Source organism: Marilutibacter spongiae (genome assembly GCF_014145325.1).
Taxonomy (GTDB): domain Bacteria; phylum Pseudomonadota; class Gammaproteobacteria; order Xanthomonadales; family Xanthomonadaceae; genus Marilutibacter; species Marilutibacter spongiae.
The window spans coordinates 39,788-58,065 of sequence record NZ_JACHTF010000002.1 but is presented as its reverse complement, the minus strand read 5'-3'; the positions used below and the strand labels follow the sequence as shown (position 1 = coordinate 58,065).

General features: G+C 69.4%; 18 protein-coding genes. 10 read left to right on the top strand and 8 right to left on the bottom strand.

All coding sequences use genetic code 11. The features are described from left to right. Window positions 1-59: 59 nt before the first annotated feature. Entirely contained in the window at window positions 60-2,345 is a 2,286-nt protein-coding gene (clpA, locus tag H4F98_RS01795; RefSeq protein ID WP_182684957.1) for an ATP-dependent Clp protease ATP-binding subunit ClpA, read from the top strand. A 98-nt stretch (window positions 2,346-2,443) separates the two neighbouring features. On the opposite strand, the gene infA is transcribed toward clpA, so the two are convergent. The 6 genes from infA to trxB all read right to left on the bottom strand — a co-directional run bounded on the left by infA (window position 2,444) and on the right by trxB (window position 7,978). Next, the gene (gene infA, locus H4F98_RS01790) at window positions 2,444-2,662 is read right to left on the bottom strand and encodes a translation initiation factor IF-1 (protein ID WP_027068842.1); all 219 of its coding nucleotides are present in this window, start codon (window positions 2,660-2,662) and stop codon (window positions 2,444-2,446) included. A gap of 144 nt (window positions 2,663-2,806) precedes the next feature. Continuing rightward, entirely contained in the window at window positions 2,807-3,553 is a 747-nt protein-coding gene (gene aat / locus H4F98_RS01785; RefSeq protein WP_182684956.1) for a leucyl/phenylalanyl-tRNA--protein transferase, read from the bottom strand. Between the two features lie 33 nt (window positions 3,554-3,586). Beyond that, window positions 3,587-4,726 (bottom strand): GNAT family N-acetyltransferase, encoded by a 1,140-nt coding sequence (locus H4F98_RS01780; RefSeq protein ID WP_182684955.1) that lies wholly within the window; start codon window positions 4,724-4,726, stop codon window positions 3,587-3,589. Further along, window positions 4,723-6,018 carry a DUF2254 domain-containing protein gene (locus H4F98_RS01775; RefSeq protein ID WP_343064710.1) on the bottom strand — a complete coding sequence of 432 codons (1,296 nt, stop codon included), beginning with the start codon at window positions 6,016-6,018 and terminating at the stop codon, window positions 4,723-4,725. Before H4F98_RS01775 ends, H4F98_RS01780 begins: the two co-directional genes overlap by 4 nt. A gap of 97 nt (window positions 6,019-6,115) precedes the next feature. Continuing rightward, complete coding sequence (locus H4F98_RS01770; RefSeq protein ID WP_182684954.1) at window positions 6,116-7,009, bottom strand: metallophosphoesterase; 894 nt, start codon at window positions 7,007-7,009, stop codon at window positions 6,116-6,118. Window positions 7,010-7,030: 21 nt separating this feature from the next. Further along, a complete protein-coding gene (trxB, locus tag H4F98_RS01765; RefSeq protein WP_182684953.1) occupies window positions 7,031-7,978 on the bottom strand; it encodes a thioredoxin-disulfide reductase in 948 nt (315 codons plus the stop codon). Between the two features lie 245 nt (window positions 7,979-8,223). On the opposite strand from trxB, the gene H4F98_RS01760 reads away from it, so the two are divergent. The 5 genes from H4F98_RS01760 (at window position 8,224) to H4F98_RS01740 (ending at window position 14,386) form a co-directional block, all read left to right on the top strand. Further along, a complete protein-coding gene (locus tag H4F98_RS01760) occupies window positions 8,224-9,291 on the top strand; it encodes an alanine dehydrogenase (protein ID WP_182684952.1) in 1,068 nt (355 codons plus the stop codon). Window positions 9,292-9,420: 129 nt separating this feature from the next. Further along, window positions 9,421-11,778 (top strand): DNA translocase FtsK, encoded by a 2,358-nt coding sequence (locus H4F98_RS01755; protein ID WP_343064709.1) that lies wholly within the window; start codon window positions 9,421-9,423, stop codon window positions 11,776-11,778. Window positions 11,779-11,859: 81 nt separating this feature from the next. After that, window positions 11,860-12,180 (top strand): hypothetical protein, encoded by a 321-nt coding sequence (locus tag H4F98_RS01750; protein ID WP_182684951.1) that lies wholly within the window; start codon window positions 11,860-11,862, stop codon window positions 12,178-12,180. A 108-nt stretch (window positions 12,181-12,288) separates the two neighbouring features. Further along, window positions 12,289-12,936 (top strand): outer membrane lipoprotein periplasmic chaperone LolA, encoded by a 648-nt coding sequence (gene lolA, locus H4F98_RS01745; RefSeq protein ID WP_182684950.1) that lies wholly within the window; start codon window positions 12,289-12,291, stop codon window positions 12,934-12,936. A gap of 64 nt (window positions 12,937-13,000) precedes the next feature. Then, window positions 13,001-14,386, top strand: a complete 1,386-nt coding sequence (locus H4F98_RS01740; protein ID WP_281368114.1) for a replication-associated recombination protein A — start codon at window positions 13,001-13,003, stop codon at window positions 14,384-14,386. A gap of 7 nt (window positions 14,387-14,393) precedes the next feature. Here the strand turns inward: H4F98_RS01740 and H4F98_RS01735 are convergent, their stop codons facing one another. Further along, window positions 14,394-14,714 carry a DUF190 domain-containing protein gene (locus H4F98_RS01735; RefSeq protein ID WP_220479047.1) on the bottom strand — a complete coding sequence of 107 codons (321 nt, stop codon included), beginning with the start codon at window positions 14,712-14,714 and terminating at the stop codon, window positions 14,394-14,396. Next, on the bottom strand, window positions 14,711-15,109 hold the full coding sequence (crcB, locus tag H4F98_RS01730) for a fluoride efflux transporter CrcB (protein ID WP_182685205.1): 399 nt from the start codon (window positions 15,107-15,109) through the stop codon (window positions 14,711-14,713). The genes H4F98_RS01735 and crcB overlap by 4 nt, the downstream gene beginning before the upstream one ends. 323 nt (window positions 15,110-15,432) lie before the next feature. On the opposite strand from crcB, the gene H4F98_RS01725 reads away from it, so the two are divergent. The 4 genes from H4F98_RS01725 (at window position 15,433) to H4F98_RS01710 (ending at window position 18,261) form a co-directional block, all read left to right on the top strand. Next, window positions 15,433-16,494: a hypothetical protein gene (locus tag H4F98_RS01725; protein WP_220479046.1), complete on the top strand. Its 1,062-nt coding sequence runs from the start codon at window positions 15,433-15,435 to the stop codon at window positions 16,492-16,494. A 139-nt stretch (window positions 16,495-16,633) separates the two neighbouring features. Continuing rightward, a complete protein-coding gene (locus tag H4F98_RS01720) occupies window positions 16,634-17,059 on the top strand; it encodes a hypothetical protein (RefSeq protein ID WP_182684949.1) in 426 nt (141 codons plus the stop codon). Further along, window positions 17,056-17,751, top strand: coding sequence for a C39 family peptidase (locus H4F98_RS01715; RefSeq protein ID WP_182684948.1), 696 nt, complete (start codon window positions 17,056-17,058; stop codon window positions 17,749-17,751). Before H4F98_RS01720 ends, H4F98_RS01715 begins: the two co-directional genes overlap by 4 nt. 3 nt (window positions 17,752-17,754) lie before the next feature. Then, window positions 17,755-18,261 (top strand): hypothetical protein, encoded by a 507-nt coding sequence (locus H4F98_RS01710; protein WP_182684947.1) that lies wholly within the window; start codon window positions 17,755-17,757, stop codon window positions 18,259-18,261. Window positions 18,262-18,278: the final 17 nt, after the last annotated feature.

The following is an 18,278-nucleotide window of genomic DNA, read 5'->3' as shown; positions in this document are numbered from 1 at the left end:
GGAAAAGCACCCGCCCGTCCCCATCTAGGATGGCAGTAGTCTTCAGGAGGTCACCTCCCATGTTCAGCAAGGATCTCGAGTTCAGCATCGGCCAGTGTTACAAGCGCGCCCGCGAGGCGCGCCACGAGTACATGACCGTCGAACACCTGCTGCTGGCGTTGCTCGACAACCCCTCGGCGGAAGTCGTGCTCAAGGCCTGCGGCGCTGATTTCCACCGCCTGCGCTCCGACCTGGAGCAGGCCATCGCCACCTCCGTGTCGGTGCTGCCGGAGGACGTCGACCGCGATACCCAGCCGACGCTGGGCTTCCAGCGCGTCCTGCAACGGGCCGTCTACCACGTGCAGTCCTCCGGCAAGAAGGAGGTCACCGGCGCCAACGTGCTGGTCGCGATCTTCGGCGAGAAGGACTCCCACGCCGTCTACTACCTGGGCCAGCAGGACATCGCCCGGCTGGACGTCGTCAACTACATTTCCCACGGCATCGCGCGGCACGGCGCGGACGAGGAGGGGGCCTCGCAAGGCGGCGAGGAGATCACCCCCGCCGAGGGCACGGAGGGCGAGGGCCGCAACGAGCCGCTGGACGAGTTCGCCGTCAACCTCAACAAGATGGCCGCCGAAGGCCGGATCGACACCCTGGTCGGTCGCGCCGACGAGATCGAGCGGACCATCCAGGTCCTGTGCCGCCGTCGCAAGAACAATCCGCTCTACGTCGGCGAGGCCGGCGTGGGCAAGACCGCCATCGCCGAAGGCCTGGCGCTGCGCATCGTCAATGGCGAGGTGCCGGACGTGCTCAAGGGCGCGACCGTCTATTCCCTGGACCTGGGCGCCCTGGTCGCGGGCACCAAGTACCGGGGCGACTTCGAGAAGCGCCTGAAGGCGGTCCTCAAGCAGATCCGCAACGAGGACGATGCCATCCTCTTCATCGACGAGATCCACACCATCATCGGTGCGGGCTCGGCGAGCGGGGGCACCATGGACGCGAGCAACCTGATCAAGCCGGCCCTGGCATCGGGCGAGTTGCGCTGCATCGGTTCGACCACGTTCCAGGAATACCGCGGGATCTTCGAGAAGGACCGCGCCCTGGCGCGCCGCTTCCAGAAGATCGACATCGTCGAGCCGACCGTGGCCGAGGCGGTGGAGATCCTCAAGGGCCTGCGCCCGCGTTACCAGGAACACCACGACGTGCTCTACACCGACGACGCGCTGCAGGCCGCAGTGGACCTGTCGGTCAAGCACATCGGCGACCGCCTGCTGCCGGACAAGGCCATCGACGTGATCGACGAGGCCGGGGCCCGCCAGCAGCTGTTGCCGGACCGGGAGCCGCAGGCGCTCATCGACGTGGACACGATCGAGCTGATCGTGGCCAAGATGGCGCGCATCCCGGCCAAGCAGGTGAGCGCCACCGACAAGGACGTGCTGCGCAACCTCGAGCGCAACCTGAAGATGGTGATCTTCGGGCAGGACCCGGCGATCGAGACCCTGACCTCGGCGATCAAGCTCGCGCGCTCGGGCCTGGCCAACCCGGACAAGCCGATCGGCAACTTCCTGTTCGCCGGCCCGACGGGCGTGGGCAAGACCGAGGTCACCAAGCAGCTCGCCCTGCAGCTGGGGATCGAACTGGTCCGCTTCGACATGTCCGAATACATGGAGTCGCACTCGGTCAGCCGCCTGATCGGCGCGCCCCCGGGCTACGTCGGCTTCGACCAGGGCGGCCTGTTGACCGAGAAGATCGTCAAGACGCCGCATTGCGTCCTGCTGCTCGACGAGATCGAGAAGGCCCATCCGGACATCTTCAACATCCTGCTGCAGGTCATGGACCGCGGCGTGCTGACCGACACCAACGGCCGCGAGGCGAACTTCCGCAACGTGATCGTGGTGATGACCACCAATGCCGGTGCCGCGCAGGCCTCGCGGCGCTCGATCGGCTTCACCCGCCAGGACCATTCGACCGACGCCATGGAAGCCATCCGCAAGGGCTTCAGCCCGGAGTTCCGCAACCGCCTCGACGCGGTGGTGCAGTTCCAGCCGCTGGAGATGGCGCACATCCTGCGCGTCGTGGACAAGTTCCTGATCGAACTCGAGAGCCAGCTGCACGAGAAGCAGGTCACCCTGACCGCCACCCCGAGCGCGCGCGACTGGCTGGCGCAGCATGGCTTCGACCCGCTGATGGGCGCCCGCCCGATGACCCGCGTCATCCAGGACAAGATCAAGCGACCGCTCGCCGACGAACTCCTGTTCGGCAAGCTCGCCGGGGGCGGACGGGTGACCATCGACGTGAAGGACGACACCCTGGTCATCGACGCCCAGCCCGAACCGGAGAAGCTGTTGCCGGCGACGGTCGAGTAGGCCCCCGACCTGGGGACGGAAACGGAAAAAGGCGGCCCCGGGGCCGCCTTTTTCATGGCCAACCTGGAATATGCTTCCAGATCAGCTATTTGAGCGCATTACTTCATGCGATAGGTGATGCGACCCTTGGTCAGGTCGTAGGGCGTCATCTCTACCTTCACGCGGTCGCCGGTCAGGATGCGGATGTAGTGCTTGCGCATGCGACCGGAGATGTGGGCAATGATCTCGTGCCCGTTTTCGAGGCGCACGCGGAACATGGTGTTCGGAAGGGTTTCCGATACCGTGCCCTCGAACTCGATCACGTCGTCTTTGGCCATGTGGTTCCTGGAATCTCGTGGTGGGACTTGGGTGGTGGCGGGGTTTGCCGTCGCGGGCGAACCGCAGGCAAGCGCCAAGCCGGGCATTGTGCCACGCAAGTACCGGTCACGCAAAGAAAAGGTTGACAGTCGCCGGCCGAGGACCTAGACGGGCCCCGCCAGCGCGCGTGCCTGCAGGGCGCCGAACGCCTCGCGCCACGGTCCGGGCCTCCCGGGACCTGCCGCTGCCGTCGCGACGATCCGCAGGAAGTCATCGCGGGGTCGCGTCACCGCGCCCATCCGGAGCAGGTGGGGATTGGCGACCTGGGCATCGAGCCAGGGCCAGTCCCATTCGCCCAGTCGCCGTGCCAGCGCGGCCAGCGCGACCTTGGAGCCGCCCGTGTTCGCACTGAACATGCTCTCGCCGAAGAACATGCGGCCGACCGCGACGCCATAGAGGCCACCCACCAGCTGTTCGCCCTGCATCACCTCGATCGAGTGCGCATGGCCCAGGCGATGCAGCTCGCCATAGGCACGCCGCATATCGGCGGTGATCCAGGTACCGTCCTGCCCTGAGCGGGGCAGGGTCGCGCAGGCATCGATCACCTCGCCGAAGCGATGGTCGGCGCGCACCACCCAGTCCGAGTCGCGCAGGCTGCGACGGAAGCGCCGGGACAGGTGCACGCCGCCAGGGGCGGTCGAGAACAGGACCCGTGGGTCGGGTGACCACCACAGGATCGGCTGGCCGGCCGAGTACCAGGGAAAGATGCCATGGCGATAGGCATTGAGCAGGCGTGGCACGGACAAATCGCCGCCCACCGCCAACAGGCCGTTCGGTTCACGGAGCGCCCGACCGGCCGGCGGAAAGGGCGCCAGCGGATCGGCGTCGAGCAGGACCGGGAGGCGGTTCATGCGCGCCTCCCGCACGATGCCCGCACGACAGGCTCAGGCCGGCACATCGCCCACCTTGAACGGCAGCCGCCGGGCGAGCATCGCGGCGTGTTGTTCGACCAGGGCACTTTCCTCGCGGCACCAGCCTGCCAGCGCTTCGCGGAACACGGGGTGGGCGACCCAGTGCCGGCTATGCACCAGGCGCGGACGGAAGCCGCGTGCAAGCTTGTGTTCGCCCTGTGCGCCCGGCTCGAAGCGGTGCAGCCCCTCGCGCAGGCAGTACTCGATGCCCTGGTAGTAGCAGGTTTCGAAATGCAGGCCGGGCAGCTGGGCGTGGCAGCCCCAGTAGCGGCCATAGAGGGTGTCGCCCCCGCGCAGGCACAGGGCCCCGGCCACGGTCTCCCCGTCCAGGTCGGCCAGGACGAGCACCAGCTGGCGCGGCATGGCCCGGGCCAGGTGGTGGAAGAAAGCCAGGCTGAGCGCCGGGTGGTTGCCGTACTCGGCGAAGGTCTGCAGGTACAGCGCATGCATCGCGGCCAGGTCCGCCTCGCTCGCCTCGTCGCCGTGCACGACGCGGAAGGTCACGCCCGAGGCGGCCACGCGGGCCCGCTCGCGCCGGATGTTCTTGCGGTGCTTGCTGTCCATCGCCGCGAGGAAGTCGTCGAAGTCGCGCCAGCCGTCGCGGTTCTCCCAGTGGTACTGGATGTCGCGGCGGGCCAGCCAGTCCCGGCCGAAGCTGTCGGCCTCGGATCCGGGATGGAAGTTGACGTGGGCCGAGGACAGGCCCTCCCGCTCGCAGAGCGCGATCATCGCCGCGAGCAGGGCCGGTCGATGCGAAGGATCCGGGGCGAGCAGGCGCGGGCCGGCGACCGGTGAGTAGGGCACCGCGCACAGGTACTTGGGGAAATAGTCCAGGCCGGCCTGCGCGTGCGCATGGGCCCAGGCATGGTCGAAGACGAACTCGCCGTGCGAGTTGTCCTTCAGGTAGCCGGGCGCGGCGGCGACGAGCCGATCGCCACGCCACAGCGTCAGGTGCCTGGGCGTCCAGCCCCAGCCCGCGCGGATGCAGCCCGTGGCCTCCAGTCCCGACAGGAAGGCATGGCCGACGAAGGGATTGCCGCCATCATGCAGCGCGTCCCAGCGTTCGCTTTCGACGCTGGAGAGGGCGTCGAGCCAGCGGACCTCGAGCGTCATGCCGGCTTGCGGGCCTGGGCGGGCAGGACGTCGCCGACCAGGCGTGGCCGGCTCGCCTCGAGTACGGCCGCGCGGTCGGGTTCGAAATCCATCGCCGCCAGCGCCCGTTGGCAGGCGGCGGAGGCCTGCTCGCGGATCGGGTCCTCGAAATGGACGAAGCCCAGGTCGTCGAGCGCGGCGAAGGCCTTCTGCAGGCGGATGCCGATCTCGCGCATGCCCGCGCCGTCGCGCGCGATGGCCGGGAACACATCCTCGAACATGTCCGCCTCGCGCAATGCCGGGACGAACACGCGCGAGTGGCTCACCTCGACCTCGTCCTCCTTGCTGGCACGACCGCGCGCCCATCCCGTCAGCAGGCGCACGACGGTGCCGATGACGTCGATCGCCGTGCCCGGATCGTTCACCGCCGGCGACAGCGCGCGCACGGCGATCTCGGTGAGCACCACCAGGCCGTAGCGGGGATCGTTCTCGAAGGTGCGCGAGTCGCCGACGACGAAGGCCTTGCGGAAGGCCTCGGCGTCCGGGTCGTCGAGGTCGGCGGAGATCCGCGCGAGTGGTCGCCCGGGAACCGCGAAGGAGCCCGGCAACACGTCGAGGTGGATGTCGACGTCGTGTTCGTCGCTGAACTGCCCCAGCTGCGCCATGTCGATGTACTCGATGTAGCCCACCTGCGTGGACTCCACTGCGACCGCGTCCTCGGGGGGCGCCTGCCAGGGCGCGCCGCCCAGCCAGGGTTTGCGGGCGCGGTGCTGCATGGCGCGGCGCGTCGCCGTTTCGACCAGGTTGATGGTTTCCGCGACCCGGCCGAAGCGCGACAGTTGTTCGATCCAGCGCAACAGGGTCACGGTGATGAGCACGATCACCGCGATGGTCGCGGCCAGCAGCAGGACCCGCCCGCTGTCGCCGTAGATGCCCGCGCTGAGCGCGATCAGGCCGACGATCGAGAACAGGAAGGCACCGATGAAGGTCGCCAGCGCACCCTGCGCGGTGGTGTCCTCGATCAGCAGCTTGGCCGCGCGCGGGGTCGCCGTGCTCGACGCGGCGCCGTAGGCCGAGACCATCGTCGCCAGGGAGAACGTGGTGACCGCGAGCATGGACGTGGCGAGGATGCCCAGGATGTTGCCCACCGATCCGGCGCCGATCGAACCGGCCAGGCCCGGGGGGATGAGCGGCTTGGCGGCGACGCCAAGCAAGGCGGTCACGATGCCCAGCAGGCCGTACAGCGACGCCCGGAACCACATCCGCCGCGAATAGCGCGACAGCACGAACAGCCATTTGTCGGTCAGGGCCACGGCATGCCTCTCGGGGGTCGGACGCACAGTATGCGCATCGCGCGGTGATCGCCGTCTTCAGGTGCGGTCGCCATCGACGCGCGCGGCCGTGGCCGGGCTAGGGCCGAAGGTGCAGCACGTCGATCGTGGGCGGGTTGAACAGGCGCATCGGCAGGCCGACTTCGCCGACGCCCGCAGTCACGAACACGCGGACCGGCCCCTGCGGCGTGGCCAACCGGCTCTCGCCCCGGTCGAAGCCCATCGTGCTGGGAATCACCTTCCGGTACAGCAGGGGGATGCGGATCTGCCCGCCGTGGGTATGCCCGGCCAGCACCAGGCGCACGTCGGCCGGCGAAAGGCCGATCGCGCTGTCGGGGTTGTGGGCCAGCACGACGGTCGGTCGCGCCGGATCCGCGCTGCCGGACAGGAAACCCGGATCGTCCTTGCCGGCCCAGCGATCGCCGAGCCCGGCCCAGCGGATGCCCGCCATCTCGTCCGCGAAGCGTCCCTCGATCACCTGCACGCCGAGTCCGGCCAGTGCCGCCCTGAGCTCGGCGTCGATGTCCGGTCCGGGCGCCTGCTCGTCGTGGTTGCCCAGTACCGCGTAGACGGGCACGCGGACGCGGGCCAGCGGCGCGAACAGGGTCGCAAGCGATGCATCGCCCGGCTCGTAGGTCAGGTCGCCGGCCAGCAGCACGGCATCCACCGGAAGCGTGTCGAGGCGGTCGACCAGGCGCTCGAGGTAGCCGGTGCCCTTGTAGACGCCCAGGTGGATGTCGCTGACCAGCGCGATCGAGGCGCGCGCGCCGGTGCCCTCGAGCGGCGTTTCCTCGACCCGGATCATCTGCGGCTCGACGAATCGCGCCCACGCGAACAGCAGCAACGCCGCGAGCGCCAGGCCAGCCGGCAGGCGCCGACCCGGGCGGCGGAGGCGCCAAGCGAGCCACGCGATCAGCGGCAGGACCAGGTAGCTGCCGTGGAACAGCAGCTGCTTGGCGAGCAGTTTGTCCACGCGGCGGACCGCCGGCGCCCCTTACTTCTCCAGGAAGCGTTCGGCGTCCAGCGCGGCCATGCAGCCGAAGCCGGCCGAAGTGATCGCCTGGCGATAGACCTGGTCGGCCACGTCGCCCGCGGCGAAGACGCCTGGGACGCTGGTCGCGGTGGCATCGCCGGCCAGGCCGGTCTTGATGGTGATGTAGCCGTTGCGCATGTCCAGCTGGCCCTCGAACAGGCCGGTGTTCGGGGTATGGCCGATGGCGACGAAGAAGCCGTGCACGTCGATGTCGCGGGTGGCGTCGTCCAGCACCGAGCGCACGCGCATGCCGGTGACGCCGGCGTCGTTGCCCAGGACCTCGTCGACGACGTGGTGCCAGACCGGCTCGATCTTGCCGGCCTCGATCCGCGCGAACAGCTTGTCCTGCATGATCTTCTCCGCGCGAAGCGTGTCGCGGCGGTGCACCAGGTAGACCTTGCGGGCGATGTTGGACAGGTAAAGCGCCTCCTCGACGGCGGTGTTGCCGCCGCCGATCACCGCCACGTCCTGGTCCTTGTAGAAGAAGCCGTCGCAAGTCGCGCATGCGGAGACGCCGCGGCCCTTGAATGCTTCTTCCGAGGGCAGTCCCAGGTACTTGGCGGTTGCGCCGGTGGAGACGATCAGGGCGTCGCAGGTGTATTGGCCGTTGTCGCCGACCAGCTTGAAGGGGCGCTGGGACAGGTCGGCGGTGTGGATATGGTCGAACACGGTCTCGGTGTCGAAGCGCTCCGCGTGGGCCTGCATGCGCGCCATCAGGTCCGGGCCCATCAGGCCATGGGCATCGCCGGGCCAGTTGTCGACCTCGGTGGTGGTCATGAGCTGGCCGCCCATCTGCAGGCCGGTGATGACGACCGGCTTGAGGTTGGCACGGGCGGCATAGACGGCGGATGTCCAGCCGGCCGGACCGGAACCGAGGATGACGAGGCGGGCATGCTTGGAAGGGCTCATGGGTATAATGAAGGCCTGTTGGGGCGCGCTCTGGCGCATGGGTCTCACTCACGGGGCCGGGCCACGCCGGATGGGCGGGACGACCGTGATCGAGCCCATAGCTTGGAGGCGGCGTCCGGGCAAAACAAGGCAGGTCCCGGGAAGCAGTGTTCCGGGCCCGCGCGCGGGTTGCGTCCCGCGTGCCCATGCACCCGGCCGGACAGCCGCACCCGCGGCTTTTTTTCTGGCCGCAGGAGGAGACCCCCATGCGCATCGGCATCCCCAGGGAAACCAAGACGCTCGAAGGCCGCGTCGCGCTGGTGCCGGCGGCGGCCGGCGACCTGGTCAGGCGCGGGCACGAGGTGTGGGTCGAACGCGGCGCGGGCGTGGCCAGCGGCTTCGGCGATGCGCAGTACGAGGCGCTCGGTGTCCGGATGGCGGCCGATGCCGGCACCCTCTATGCCCGCGGCCAATTGATCGTCAAGGTCAAGGAACCCATCGAAGGCGACCTGGCCCACCTGCGCAGCGACCACCTGCTGTTCTGCTACCTGCATCTTGCCGCGGAGCCCGCCTTGACCCGACGACTGCTCGAGATCAGCCTCACCGCGGTCGCCTTCGAGACGGTCGAGCTCGCGGGCGGCGACCTGCCCCTGCTGGCGCCGATGTCGGTCATCGCCGGTCGCATCGCGGTCCAGGTCGGCACGACCCTGCTGCACCAGCCCGGGGGTGGGAAGGGCCGCCTGCTGGGCGGCGTGGCCTCGACCGGGCGCGGCAAGGTCGTCGTCTTCGGCGCCGGCCAGGCGGGCGGTGCCGCGGCCGCGCTGGCGGCGGCCGGTGGCGCCAACGTCGTCGTGTTCGAAATGCGCCAGGAGCGCCTGGAGCGGATGATGCGACTCGCGCCCAACGTGACCGCGCTGTATCCCTACCACGACGTGGTCTCGCGTGAGCTCGCCGACGCCGACCTCGTGGTGGGTGCCGTCCTGGTCACCGGCGCCCGCGCGCCGCACGTGCTGACCCGCGAGATGCTGCGCGGCATGGAGCCCGGCAGCGTGGTGGCCGACATCTCGATCGACCAGGGCGGCTGTTTCGAGACCTCGCGCCCCACCAGCTGGCGGGAACCGACCTACGTGGAGGAGGGGGTGACCCATTTCTGCGTCACCAACATGCCCGGTGCGGTGCCCCAGACGAGTTCGCAGGCGATCTGTGCGGCGATCCTGCCCTGGGTCGATACCCTGGCCTCGGGCGATTGGCGGCACAATGACGCCCTGGTGCGCGGCATCAACGTCGAAGCCGGCGAACTCGTGCACCCGGCGCTGCAGGTGATGGCAGCCTAGGATGACGGTCGGGCGCTTCCGTGCCGGTCCGTGACCGGGCTTCCGGGGCGGCGCCCGGGCGGTATCAATCGGGCGCTTTTGCCTGTATCTTCAAAGACTAACAGAATCTAGCTAAGGCAGAACTTCACGGTGGCGTCAGCAGCAGGTCGCAAGAAAACCCAGCCCGTCGACAGCAAGCGCGCGCCTTCGCCGCGCCGGCAACGCCTGATGCGCGACATCGCGCTGATCCTGATCGCGCCGTTCCTGCTGTACCTGCTGGTCAGCCTGTTCACCTATTCGCCGAGCGACCCGAGCTGGTCGCAGTCGGGCAGCATCACCGCGCCACTGCACAATGCCGGTGGCCGGGTCGGCGCGTGGATCGCGGACGTGCTGCTGTACCTGACCGGCTATGTCGCCTTCCTGCTGCCGCTGGTGCTGGGGATGGTCGCCTGGATCGCCCTGTTCGGCATGGACAGCGACGGCGATGGCGATGCCGACCTGGGCCCGGCCCTGCGCCTGGTGGGCATCGTCGGCTTCCTGGTCTCGGCCACCGGCTTCCTGCACCTGCGCCTGGGCGTGGCGGAGAATTTCTCCGCCGGCAGCGGCGGCATCCTCGGCCAGCTGGTCGGCAAGTCGCTTTACAGCGGCTTCGGTCCGGTCGGCGGCAACCTGTTCCTGCTGGCCCTGCTGCTGGTGTCGATCACGCTGGCGACCGGCATCTCCTGGCTGGCGGTGATGGACCGCATCGGCCAGTGGGTGCTGGCGTTGGGGCCTGCGCTGGGCAAGCTGTTCAAGCGCGGCAGCAAGCAGGCCACCCAATGGCAGCAGACCCGCGCCATGCGCGAGGAGCGCGAGGAAGTGCGCAAGGCCGATACCGAGCTGCGCGCCAAGCGTGCGCCGGTCAGGATCGAGCCGCCGGCGCCGCCGGTGGTCGAGAAGAGCGAACGCGCCAAGCGCGAGACCCAGATCCCGCTGTTCCACGGCGGCGACGGCTCCGGCATCCCGCCGCTGGCGCTGCTCGACGATCCCAAGCCGCAGCCCAAGGGCTACAGCGAGGAGACCCTGGAGACCCTGTCGCGGCAGATCGAGTTCAAGCTCAAGGACTTCCGCATCGAAACCCAGGTGGTGGGCGCCTACCCGGGCCCGGTGATCACCCGTTTCGAGGTCGAACCCGCGCCGGGCGTCAAGGTCAGCCAGATCAGCTCGCTCGACAAGGACATCGCCCGCGGGCTGTCGGTGAAGTCGGTGCGCGTGGTCGACGTGATCCCGGGCAAGACCGTCATCGGCCTGGAGATCCCCAACACGACGCGGGAGATGATCTTCCTCTCGGAGCTGCTGCGGTCCAAGGAGTACGACAAGGCCAACAGTCCATTGACGCTGGCGCTGGGCAAGGACATCGCCGGGCGCCCGACGGTGGCCGACCTGGCACGCATGCCGCACCTGCTGGTGGCGGGCACGACCGGGTCGGGCAAGTCGGTCGCGGTCAACGCGATGGTCCTGAGCCTGCTCTACAAGGCATCGTCGAAGGACCTGAAGATGCTCATGATCGACCCGAAGATGCTCGAGCTGAGCGTCTATGAGGGCATCCCGCACCTGCTGGCGCCCGTGGTCACCGACATGAAGGAGGCCGCCAACGGCCTGCGCTGGTGCGTGGCGGAGATGGAGCGGCGCTACAAGCTGATGTCGGCCGTGGGCGTTCGCAACCTGGCCGGCTTCAACAAGAAGGTCCGCGATGCGCAGGAGGCCGGCCAGCCGATGGTCGACCCGCTGTTCAAGCCCAATCCGGACATCGAGGAAGCGCCGCCGACGCTGGAACCCTTGCCGTTCATCGTCGTCTTCATCGACGAGTTCGCCGACATGATGATGATCGTCGGCAAGAAGGTCGAGGAGCTCATCGCGCGGCTCGCTCAGAAGGCGCGCGCGGCCGGCATCCACCTGATCCTGGCCACCCAGCGCCCGTCGGTGGACGTCATCACCGGCCTGATCAAGGCGAACATCCCCACCCGGATCGCATTCCAGGTCTCGAGCAAGATCGACTCGCGCACCATCCTCGACCAGGGTGGCGCCGAGACCCTGCTCGGCAATGGCGACATGCTGTACCTGCCGCCCGGCACCGCGATGCCCGAACGCGTCCATGGCGCCTTCGTGTCCGACGAGGAGGTCCACCGGGTGGTCGAACACCTCAAGGCGGCCGGGGGCGGTCCGGACTACATCGACGGCGTGCTCGACGAAGTGCAGACGATGGGCGATGGCACCGTCGTTGGCGCCACCGGGCTGCCCGAGTCGGGTGGCGGGGCAGGGGACGAGTCCGATCCGCTCTACGACGAAGCCGTCCGCATCGTCACCGAGACCCGCCGGGCGTCCATCTCCGGCGTGCAGCGACGGCTGAAGATCGGTTACAACCGCGCCGCGCGCCTGGTCGAGGCGATGGAGGCGGCCGGGGTGGTGAGCCCGCAGGAGAGCAATGGCGACCGCAGCGTGCTCGCGCCGCCCCCGCCGAAAGGCTGACCGCCCGATACCCGGCCTCTGCGTTGGCCGCCCATTTCCGCCGGCACGCGTCGGCATGTACCGGTTCGCCGAAGGATCCGAATGTCACGCATTGCCATGGATGGAGTCAGCGCCGGCGCCTCGGCCCGCATATGGTCGTGCGTCCTGGCGCTCTTGGGCGTGGGGTTCTCGGGATGGTCGCTGTATCCCGACCCGCACGCACCGGGCATCGCCTGGCATGCGCTGTGCGTCGGCCTGGGCTTCCTCTGCCTGGCCCGGCAGGCCTGGCGCACCCCACTGGGCCTGCGCGGCCTCCTGCGCCCCGGCGTTCGCGTCGACTACCCGCCGACGCGGGCGGACCTGGCGGGGCTGGCAGGCCTGCTGCTGTTGAGCGCGGGCCTGATCCTGGGCCTGGTGCGCTGAAGTCTCAGCGGCCGGCCTGCCGACAGCTGAACAGGCGAAGCGCATTGCACGTGCGATTCATCTGTTTTTCGCGACACTTGCATCCATACGCCACGTTGGAGTGACGCCATGACCTTGCTTCCCCTCCGCCCGCGCTTGCTGGCCACTGCCGGCATCGCCTTGCTGGGCCTGGCCACGAGCTTCGCCGCCCTGGCCGGCGCCCGCGACGACCTCAACCGCTTCACGCAGGGCCTGCAGGGCCTGGACGCCGAGTTCACCCAGAAAGTGTTCGACGCCAATGGCAAACTGAAGGAAGCCTCCAGCGGCAGCCTTGCGGTACAGGCCCCGCAGCATTTCCGCTGGGAATACGTGAAGCCCTACCCGCAGGTCATCGTCGCCGACGGCGAGACCGTCTGGATCTACGAGCCCGACCTGGACCAGGTGACCCGCAAGCCGCAAGGCGAGGAAGAGAAGAACAGCCCGCTTGGTGCGCTGATCGACCCCAGCCGCCTGGATCGCCAGTTCAAGGTCAGCGAGACCGGCCAGGCCGACGGCCTGGCGTGGCTGACGCTCGCCCCCAAGGACGCCAACATCGCCAGTTTCGACTCCGCGCAGCTCGGCTTCCGCGAAGGCGCATTGATGAAGATGAAGGTCGTCGACTCGCTGGGCCAGCGCACCGAGATCGACTTCAGCCAGTGGAAGCGCAACCCCGCCTTCGAACGCGACACCTTCCGCTTCACCCCGCCGCCTGGGGTGGACGTGATCGGCGAGGGCTGATCGAGCGGCATACGGGACGGAGGCTTGCTATCGTGGCAAGCCCGTTCCTCCGCCGAACACCGCCTTGCCTCGACGCAGTGCCCCCACGACCGCCGACACGCCGGACCTGCTGAGCGTGGACCGCTCGGCCCTGCAGCCGCTCGCCGAGCGGATGCGTCCGCTCGAACTCGACGACATGGTCGGCCAGCGCCGCCTGCTGGCCGAGGGCAGCGCGCTGCGGCGCGCGATCGAGTCGGGCCATGTCCACTCGATGATCCTCTGGGGTCCCCCGGGCTGCGGCAAGACGACCCTGGCCCTGTTGCTGGCGCGCTATTCCGACGCCGAGTTCAGGGCGATCTCCGCCGTGCTGTCGGGCTTGCCCGAGGTACGCAAGGTGCTCGCCGAGGCCGAGCACCGGTTCGCGGACGGGCGGCGCACCGTCCTGTTCGTCGACGAGGTGCACCGGTTCAACAAGGTCCAGCAGGATGCGTTCCTCCCGCACATCGAACGCGGCACCATCCTCTTCGTCGGCGCCACCACCGAGAACCCGTCCTTCGAACTCAATTCGGCGCTGCTCTCGCGCTGTCGCGTGCACGTGCTGGAGGCCGTGTCGCCGGACGACATCGAACACGCGCTCCGCCTGGCCCTGTCCGATGCCACCCGTGGCCTGGGCGACCGCGAGGTCCGCGCCAGCGACGCCTGCCTCTCGCAGATCGCGCGCGCCGCAGACGGCGACGTGCGCCGAGCGTTGACCCTGCTCGAGATCGCGGCCGAACTGGCGGCCGGGGAGGGCGGCGAGATCACCGAGGCGACCCTGCTGCAGGTGCTGGCCGACCGCACGCGCCGCTTCGACAAGGGCGGCGAACAGTTCTACGACCAGATATCGGCCCTGCACAAGTCCGTCCGCAGCTCCAACCCCGATGCCGCGCTCTACTGGCTGGCGCGGATGCTCGACGGCGGTTGCGACCCCATCTACCTGGCGCGACGCCTGACGCGGATGGCCGTCGAGGACATCGGCCTGGCCGATCCCCGGGCCCTGCAGATGGCCACCGACGCATGGGATGCCTACGATCGCCTCGGCAGTCCGGAGGGCGAGCTCGCCCTGGCCCAGCTGACGCTCTACCTCGCCAGCACCGCCAAGTCCAACGCCGCGTACATGGCCTACAAGAGGGCCCAACGCGACGTCGCCGAGCACGGCACCCAGGACGTCCCGCTGCACCTGCGCAACGCGCCGACGCGACTGATGAAATCGCTGGGTTACGGCAAGGACTACCAGTACGACCATGATGCCGAGGACGGCGTGGCGCTGGGCCAGACCGGCTTCCCCGACGCGATGGGCGAGCGCGAGTACTACCAGCCCGTGCCGCGCGGCCTTGAGATCAAGCTGAAGGAAAAACTGGACCGCCTGCGCGGCGCCCGGGCACGTGCGCAGGGTCGCCAGGCGGCGGGCGAGCCGGCCGACGAGGCCTGAGCGCGGCTCAGGCCGGCAGGCCGACGCCGTGTTCGACCGGCACCTGCCACCAGGGCAGCGCAAGGCCGGCATCGTCGATCCGCCGCAGGATCCGCTCGACCTGCGCGGCGTCGCCGATCAGCTCGACCACGACGGGCTCCTCGCCGGCCAGCTCGAAGAAGCGCTGTTCGTGCATGCGTCCGTCGCGCCCGAAGCCGGCCATCGCCCGGAAGGCGAGCCCGCCGGAAAACCCCAACTCACGCCCCTGCTCGAGCAGCCACTGGTGGATCGGCCGGCCGGCATGGTGGCGGTTGTCGTAGGTGCGCAAGCGCAGCAGCACGTCGCTCACGACACGGCCCCGGCCGGCAGGCCCGCGGCCCAGCGCACCAGCATGATGCCCACGAAGGTCGCCGCCAGCGATGCCATCAGGTGGGACGCGATGGTCAGGCAGGCCCAGCCCGGCTCGCCCCGCATGAACTGGTCGACGGTCTCGGCCGAGAACGTCGAGAAGGTGGTCAGTCCCCCAAGGAAGCCCGTGGTGACTGCCAGGCGGATCGCCGGCGACAGGGTCTCGAAGTGCGCGAACAAGGCCATGGCCACGCCCATCAGCAGGCCACCGAGCACATTGGCCGCCAGGGTGCCCAATGGGAGGCTGGGGAATACCGGGTTGAGCGCCAGTCCCAGGCCCCAGCGCGACAACGCGCCCAGGCCCGCACCCAGGAAGATGGCCACCGCCGACACCATGTCCAATCAACCGTCTCCTCTCGGGAAAGGATCGCTACACCGCACGACGATGGTAGCGCAGCGCCCACAGGCGGGGAGACCGCGCCGGGCGCGTAAGCGGGCGGGGACGACCGCTTGTAAGACGACCCGTGCGTGGTCCCGGTTCAGCCGACAAGCGGCTGACAATAAATGGAAATTTAACTTCCATGCCCATCGAAGCCTAACAAACGAAATGCAAACGTGACCCGCGTCACTTTTTAACGCCATCCCCTGGGCGTTGAAGCGACACACAAGGAGAGCAGATCATGTGCATTCGAAAGACTCTGATCGCATCTGCGGTCTTGGTGGGGCTGGGACTCACGGGACAGGCATTTGCACAAGCCACCAACACCGAGAATGGCCCTGGCGAGAACATCCAGGTCGCCATCGACGTCGATCTCAACGACAACTCGGACAACAGCGACAACAGCGCGGGCAGCAACCGCGACAACCGCGGCCGGGCCCGCGCCGACGGCATCGGGACGGCGGCCGCCAACAACGGCGGAACCGCGTCCACCAGCCTCAACAACTCCTTCAACACCAGCACGGCCGTGGCGGAAACCACGCTCAATGGCAGCGTGTCCGGCGTCAGCGTGCAGGACATCGGCAACGCGGCACGCAACTGGGGCAACGCCAACGGTGGTGGCGGCGGCGCCGGTGGCAGCGGCAGCGGCGGTCGCGGCAATGGCGGCGACGGCAACGGCGCGCGCGGCGCGGATGGCGGCGGCTCGATCGCCCTGGGCGGTGGCGGCGGTGACGCCGGCAGCTCGAGCGGCGACGCGGGCGCGGCGAACCTCGCCGGTGGCGGCGACGGTTGGGGCCTGGGTGCCGGCGGCAGCGGCGATGGTGCCGGTGGCGGCGACGGCGGCGATGGCGCGGCAGGCCTCGGCCTCGGACTGGGCCTTGGCCTGGCGGGCAACAACGGCGGCAACGGCAGCGGGTCGGGCACCGGCACCGCGGGCGATGGTGGCGATGGTGGCGACGGCGGCTCGACCGGCGACGCGATGGGCAGCGGCTCGGGTGCCGGCGGTGCCGGCTCGACCGGCGCGGCCACCGCGAACAGCGGCGACAGCAGCGCCACCGGCGGCAATGCCGGCAACGTCGCGTCCACCGCCGGCGACGGCGGCGATGGCGGCGATGGCATGGGTGGCGACGGCATGGGCGGTGCGGGCGCCGGCGGCGCAGGCGCGTCGGGCGGTGCCGGCGGCTCGGTCGCCAACAGCGCCGGTACGTTCAATGCGTCGAACTACATGACGAGCGTGGGCCAGAACGCAGCCGGCATCACGATCGCGGCGCAGAGCAGCGGCCACGCCTCGCTGATCCAGCAGGGCATCACCGTGCAGGCCAACCTGACGGTCGGCCCGTAAGCGGGGCTCCGGGGGCATGCCGGAGTGGCCCGGCATGTCCCCAGCGACGCCTGGGAGACGTCCCGCTGCCTCCGGGCAGCGGGCACAGGGGGGCGACGCCCGGGCCGGCATGGAACCGCTCGCTTGAGGAGCAATGCAGATGTTCGCACCCAAACCGATCGAATCGTCGGCACTGGTACTGGCCGTGTGCCTGGCGTGGGCGGGCAGCGCCCATTCGGCACCCCCGCCAGTGGCCCTCGTCCCACTTGCCGACCCTGCTGGAACGCCCACGGTCGACGCCGCGACGGCGCCTCCGGCGTCCACCACCGATGCCTGGCAACACCCGCTGGGCGCGGACGCGCTCGAGGGGCTGCGCGGCGGCGACGGCGCCGAGAGCAACGTGTTGATCGACGGGCTCGTCGACGGCAACACCGCCGACCACGTGGTCACCGGCGACAACCTGCTCGATGGCGGCGCCTTCGGCCATGCCAGTGGCATCAACACCGTCATACAGAATAGCGGCAGCAATGTCCTGATCCAGTCGGGCACCGCCGTGAGCGTTCAGTTCACGAGCCCGACGCCATGACCCGGCGCGGGCTCGCATGTTGCGCACTGGTCGCGATGCTGGCCGGCGCCAGCGGCCTCGCCATGGCCTCCACCACCGAGGTCCGCGTCCCCGGCGCGGGCGCCTACACCGTGCGCGTGACCAGCCTGAAGGAAGCGCGCTTCCAGACGACCGTGCCCCAGCAGTTCGACTTCAGTTGCGGTTCCGCGGCGACCGCGACGCTGCTCACCTTCCAGTACGGACACCCGGTGTCGGAAGAAGACGTGTTCGTGCGCATGTATACCCACGGCGACCAGCAGAAGATCAGGGCCGAGGGCTTCTCGCTTCTCGACATGCGTCGCTACCTGGCGACCATGGGATACGAGGCCGACGGCTTCGAGCTGCCGCTCGAGAAACTGGAGGAGGAGGGGATCCCGGCCATCGTGCTGTTGAACGATCGCGGCTACCGGCATTTCGTCGTGGTCAAGGGGCTGCGCAACGGCCGCGTGCTGCTGGGCGATCCCGCGCGCGGCACGCGCGCGATGCCGCGCTCGCGATTCGAAGCGCTTTGGGACAACCGCGTGCTGTTCGTCGTGCACAGCCACCGGTCGCTGGCGCGCTTCAACCAGGTCGCCGACTGGCGCACCGCGCCGCCCGCGCCCCTGGCCACCGGCGTGCAGCGCGATGGCCTGCGCAACGTGACCGTGCCGCGTCGCGGTCCCGGGGACATCTAGGCCATGCGCGCGCGCCTGCATGTCGTCCTCGTGGCCGCCGCCCTGATGGCGATCCTGCACGCGGCCGCGGTGGAGGCCGCGCCACCCGGGCCCAACGGCCTGGGCACGGAATGGGCGCCCATCGAGGTCGATCGACTGGCCGACATCCGCGGCGGCTTCCAGTTGCCCGGCGGGCCGGTGCTGTCGTTCGGGATCGAGCGCGTGGTACGGGTCAACGGCCTGCTCGTCGCCCAGGCGAGCGTGCGCATTCCCGACATCGCCCACATCACCGCCGAACAGGCGCAGGCGCTGGCCGAGTTCAACCGCGGGCTCCTGGTCCAGGTGGGCGAGGGCAACCGGGTCGTCGCGGGCACGGCGACCGGCGCGCTGGTCGTGCAGAACAGCCTCGACGACGAGAGCATCAGCGCGGTGACGCGCCTGGAGGTCGGCGTCGACACGCTGGGCATCTACAAGGCGATCAACTTCAACGACGCCCTCGTCGACGCGCAACTGGGTGCGCTGGGACGCTGAGGGCAGGCCAGGCGACC

What these genes read in the sequence shown, in the direction of transcription:
- clpA (WP_182684957.1), top strand. Translation starts at nt 60, where the DNA reads ATGTTCAGCAAGGATCTCGAGTTCAGCATCGGCCAGTGTTACAAGCGC.
- lolA (WP_182684950.1), top strand. Translation starts at nt 12,289, where the DNA reads ATGACCTTGCTTCCCCTCCGCCCGCGCTTGCTGGCCACTGCCGGCATC.
- H4F98_RS01780 (WP_182684955.1), bottom strand. Translation starts at nt 4,726, where the DNA reads ATGACGCTCGAGGTCCGCTGGCTCGACGCCCTCTCCAGCGTCGAAAGC.
- H4F98_RS01720 (WP_182684949.1), top strand. Translation starts at nt 16,634, where the DNA reads ATGTTCGCACCCAAACCGATCGAATCGTCGGCACTGGTACTGGCCGTG.
- trxB (WP_182684953.1), bottom strand. Translation starts at nt 7,978, where the DNA reads ATGAGCCCTTCCAAGCATGCCCGCCTCGTCATCCTCGGTTCCGGTCCG.
- H4F98_RS01710 (WP_182684947.1), top strand. Translation starts at nt 17,755, where the DNA reads ATGCGCGCGCGCCTGCATGTCGTCCTCGTGGCCGCCGCCCTGATGGCG.
- H4F98_RS01715 (WP_182684948.1), top strand. Translation starts at nt 17,056, where the DNA reads ATGACCCGGCGCGGGCTCGCATGTTGCGCACTGGTCGCGATGCTGGCC.
- infA (WP_027068842.1), bottom strand. Translation starts at nt 2,662, where the DNA reads ATGGCCAAAGACGACGTGATCGAGTTCGAGGGCACGGTATCGGAAACC.
- H4F98_RS01750 (WP_182684951.1), top strand. Translation starts at nt 11,860, where the DNA reads ATGTCACGCATTGCCATGGATGGAGTCAGCGCCGGCGCCTCGGCCCGC.
- crcB (WP_182685205.1), bottom strand. Translation starts at nt 15,109, where the DNA reads ATGGTGTCGGCGGTGGCCATCTTCCTGGGTGCGGGCCTGGGCGCGTTG.
- H4F98_RS01760 (WP_182684952.1), top strand. Translation starts at nt 8,224, where the DNA reads ATGCGCATCGGCATCCCCAGGGAAACCAAGACGCTCGAAGGCCGCGTC.
- aat (WP_182684956.1), bottom strand. Translation starts at nt 3,553, where the DNA reads ATGAACCGCCTCCCGGTCCTGCTCGACGCCGATCCGCTGGCGCCCTTT.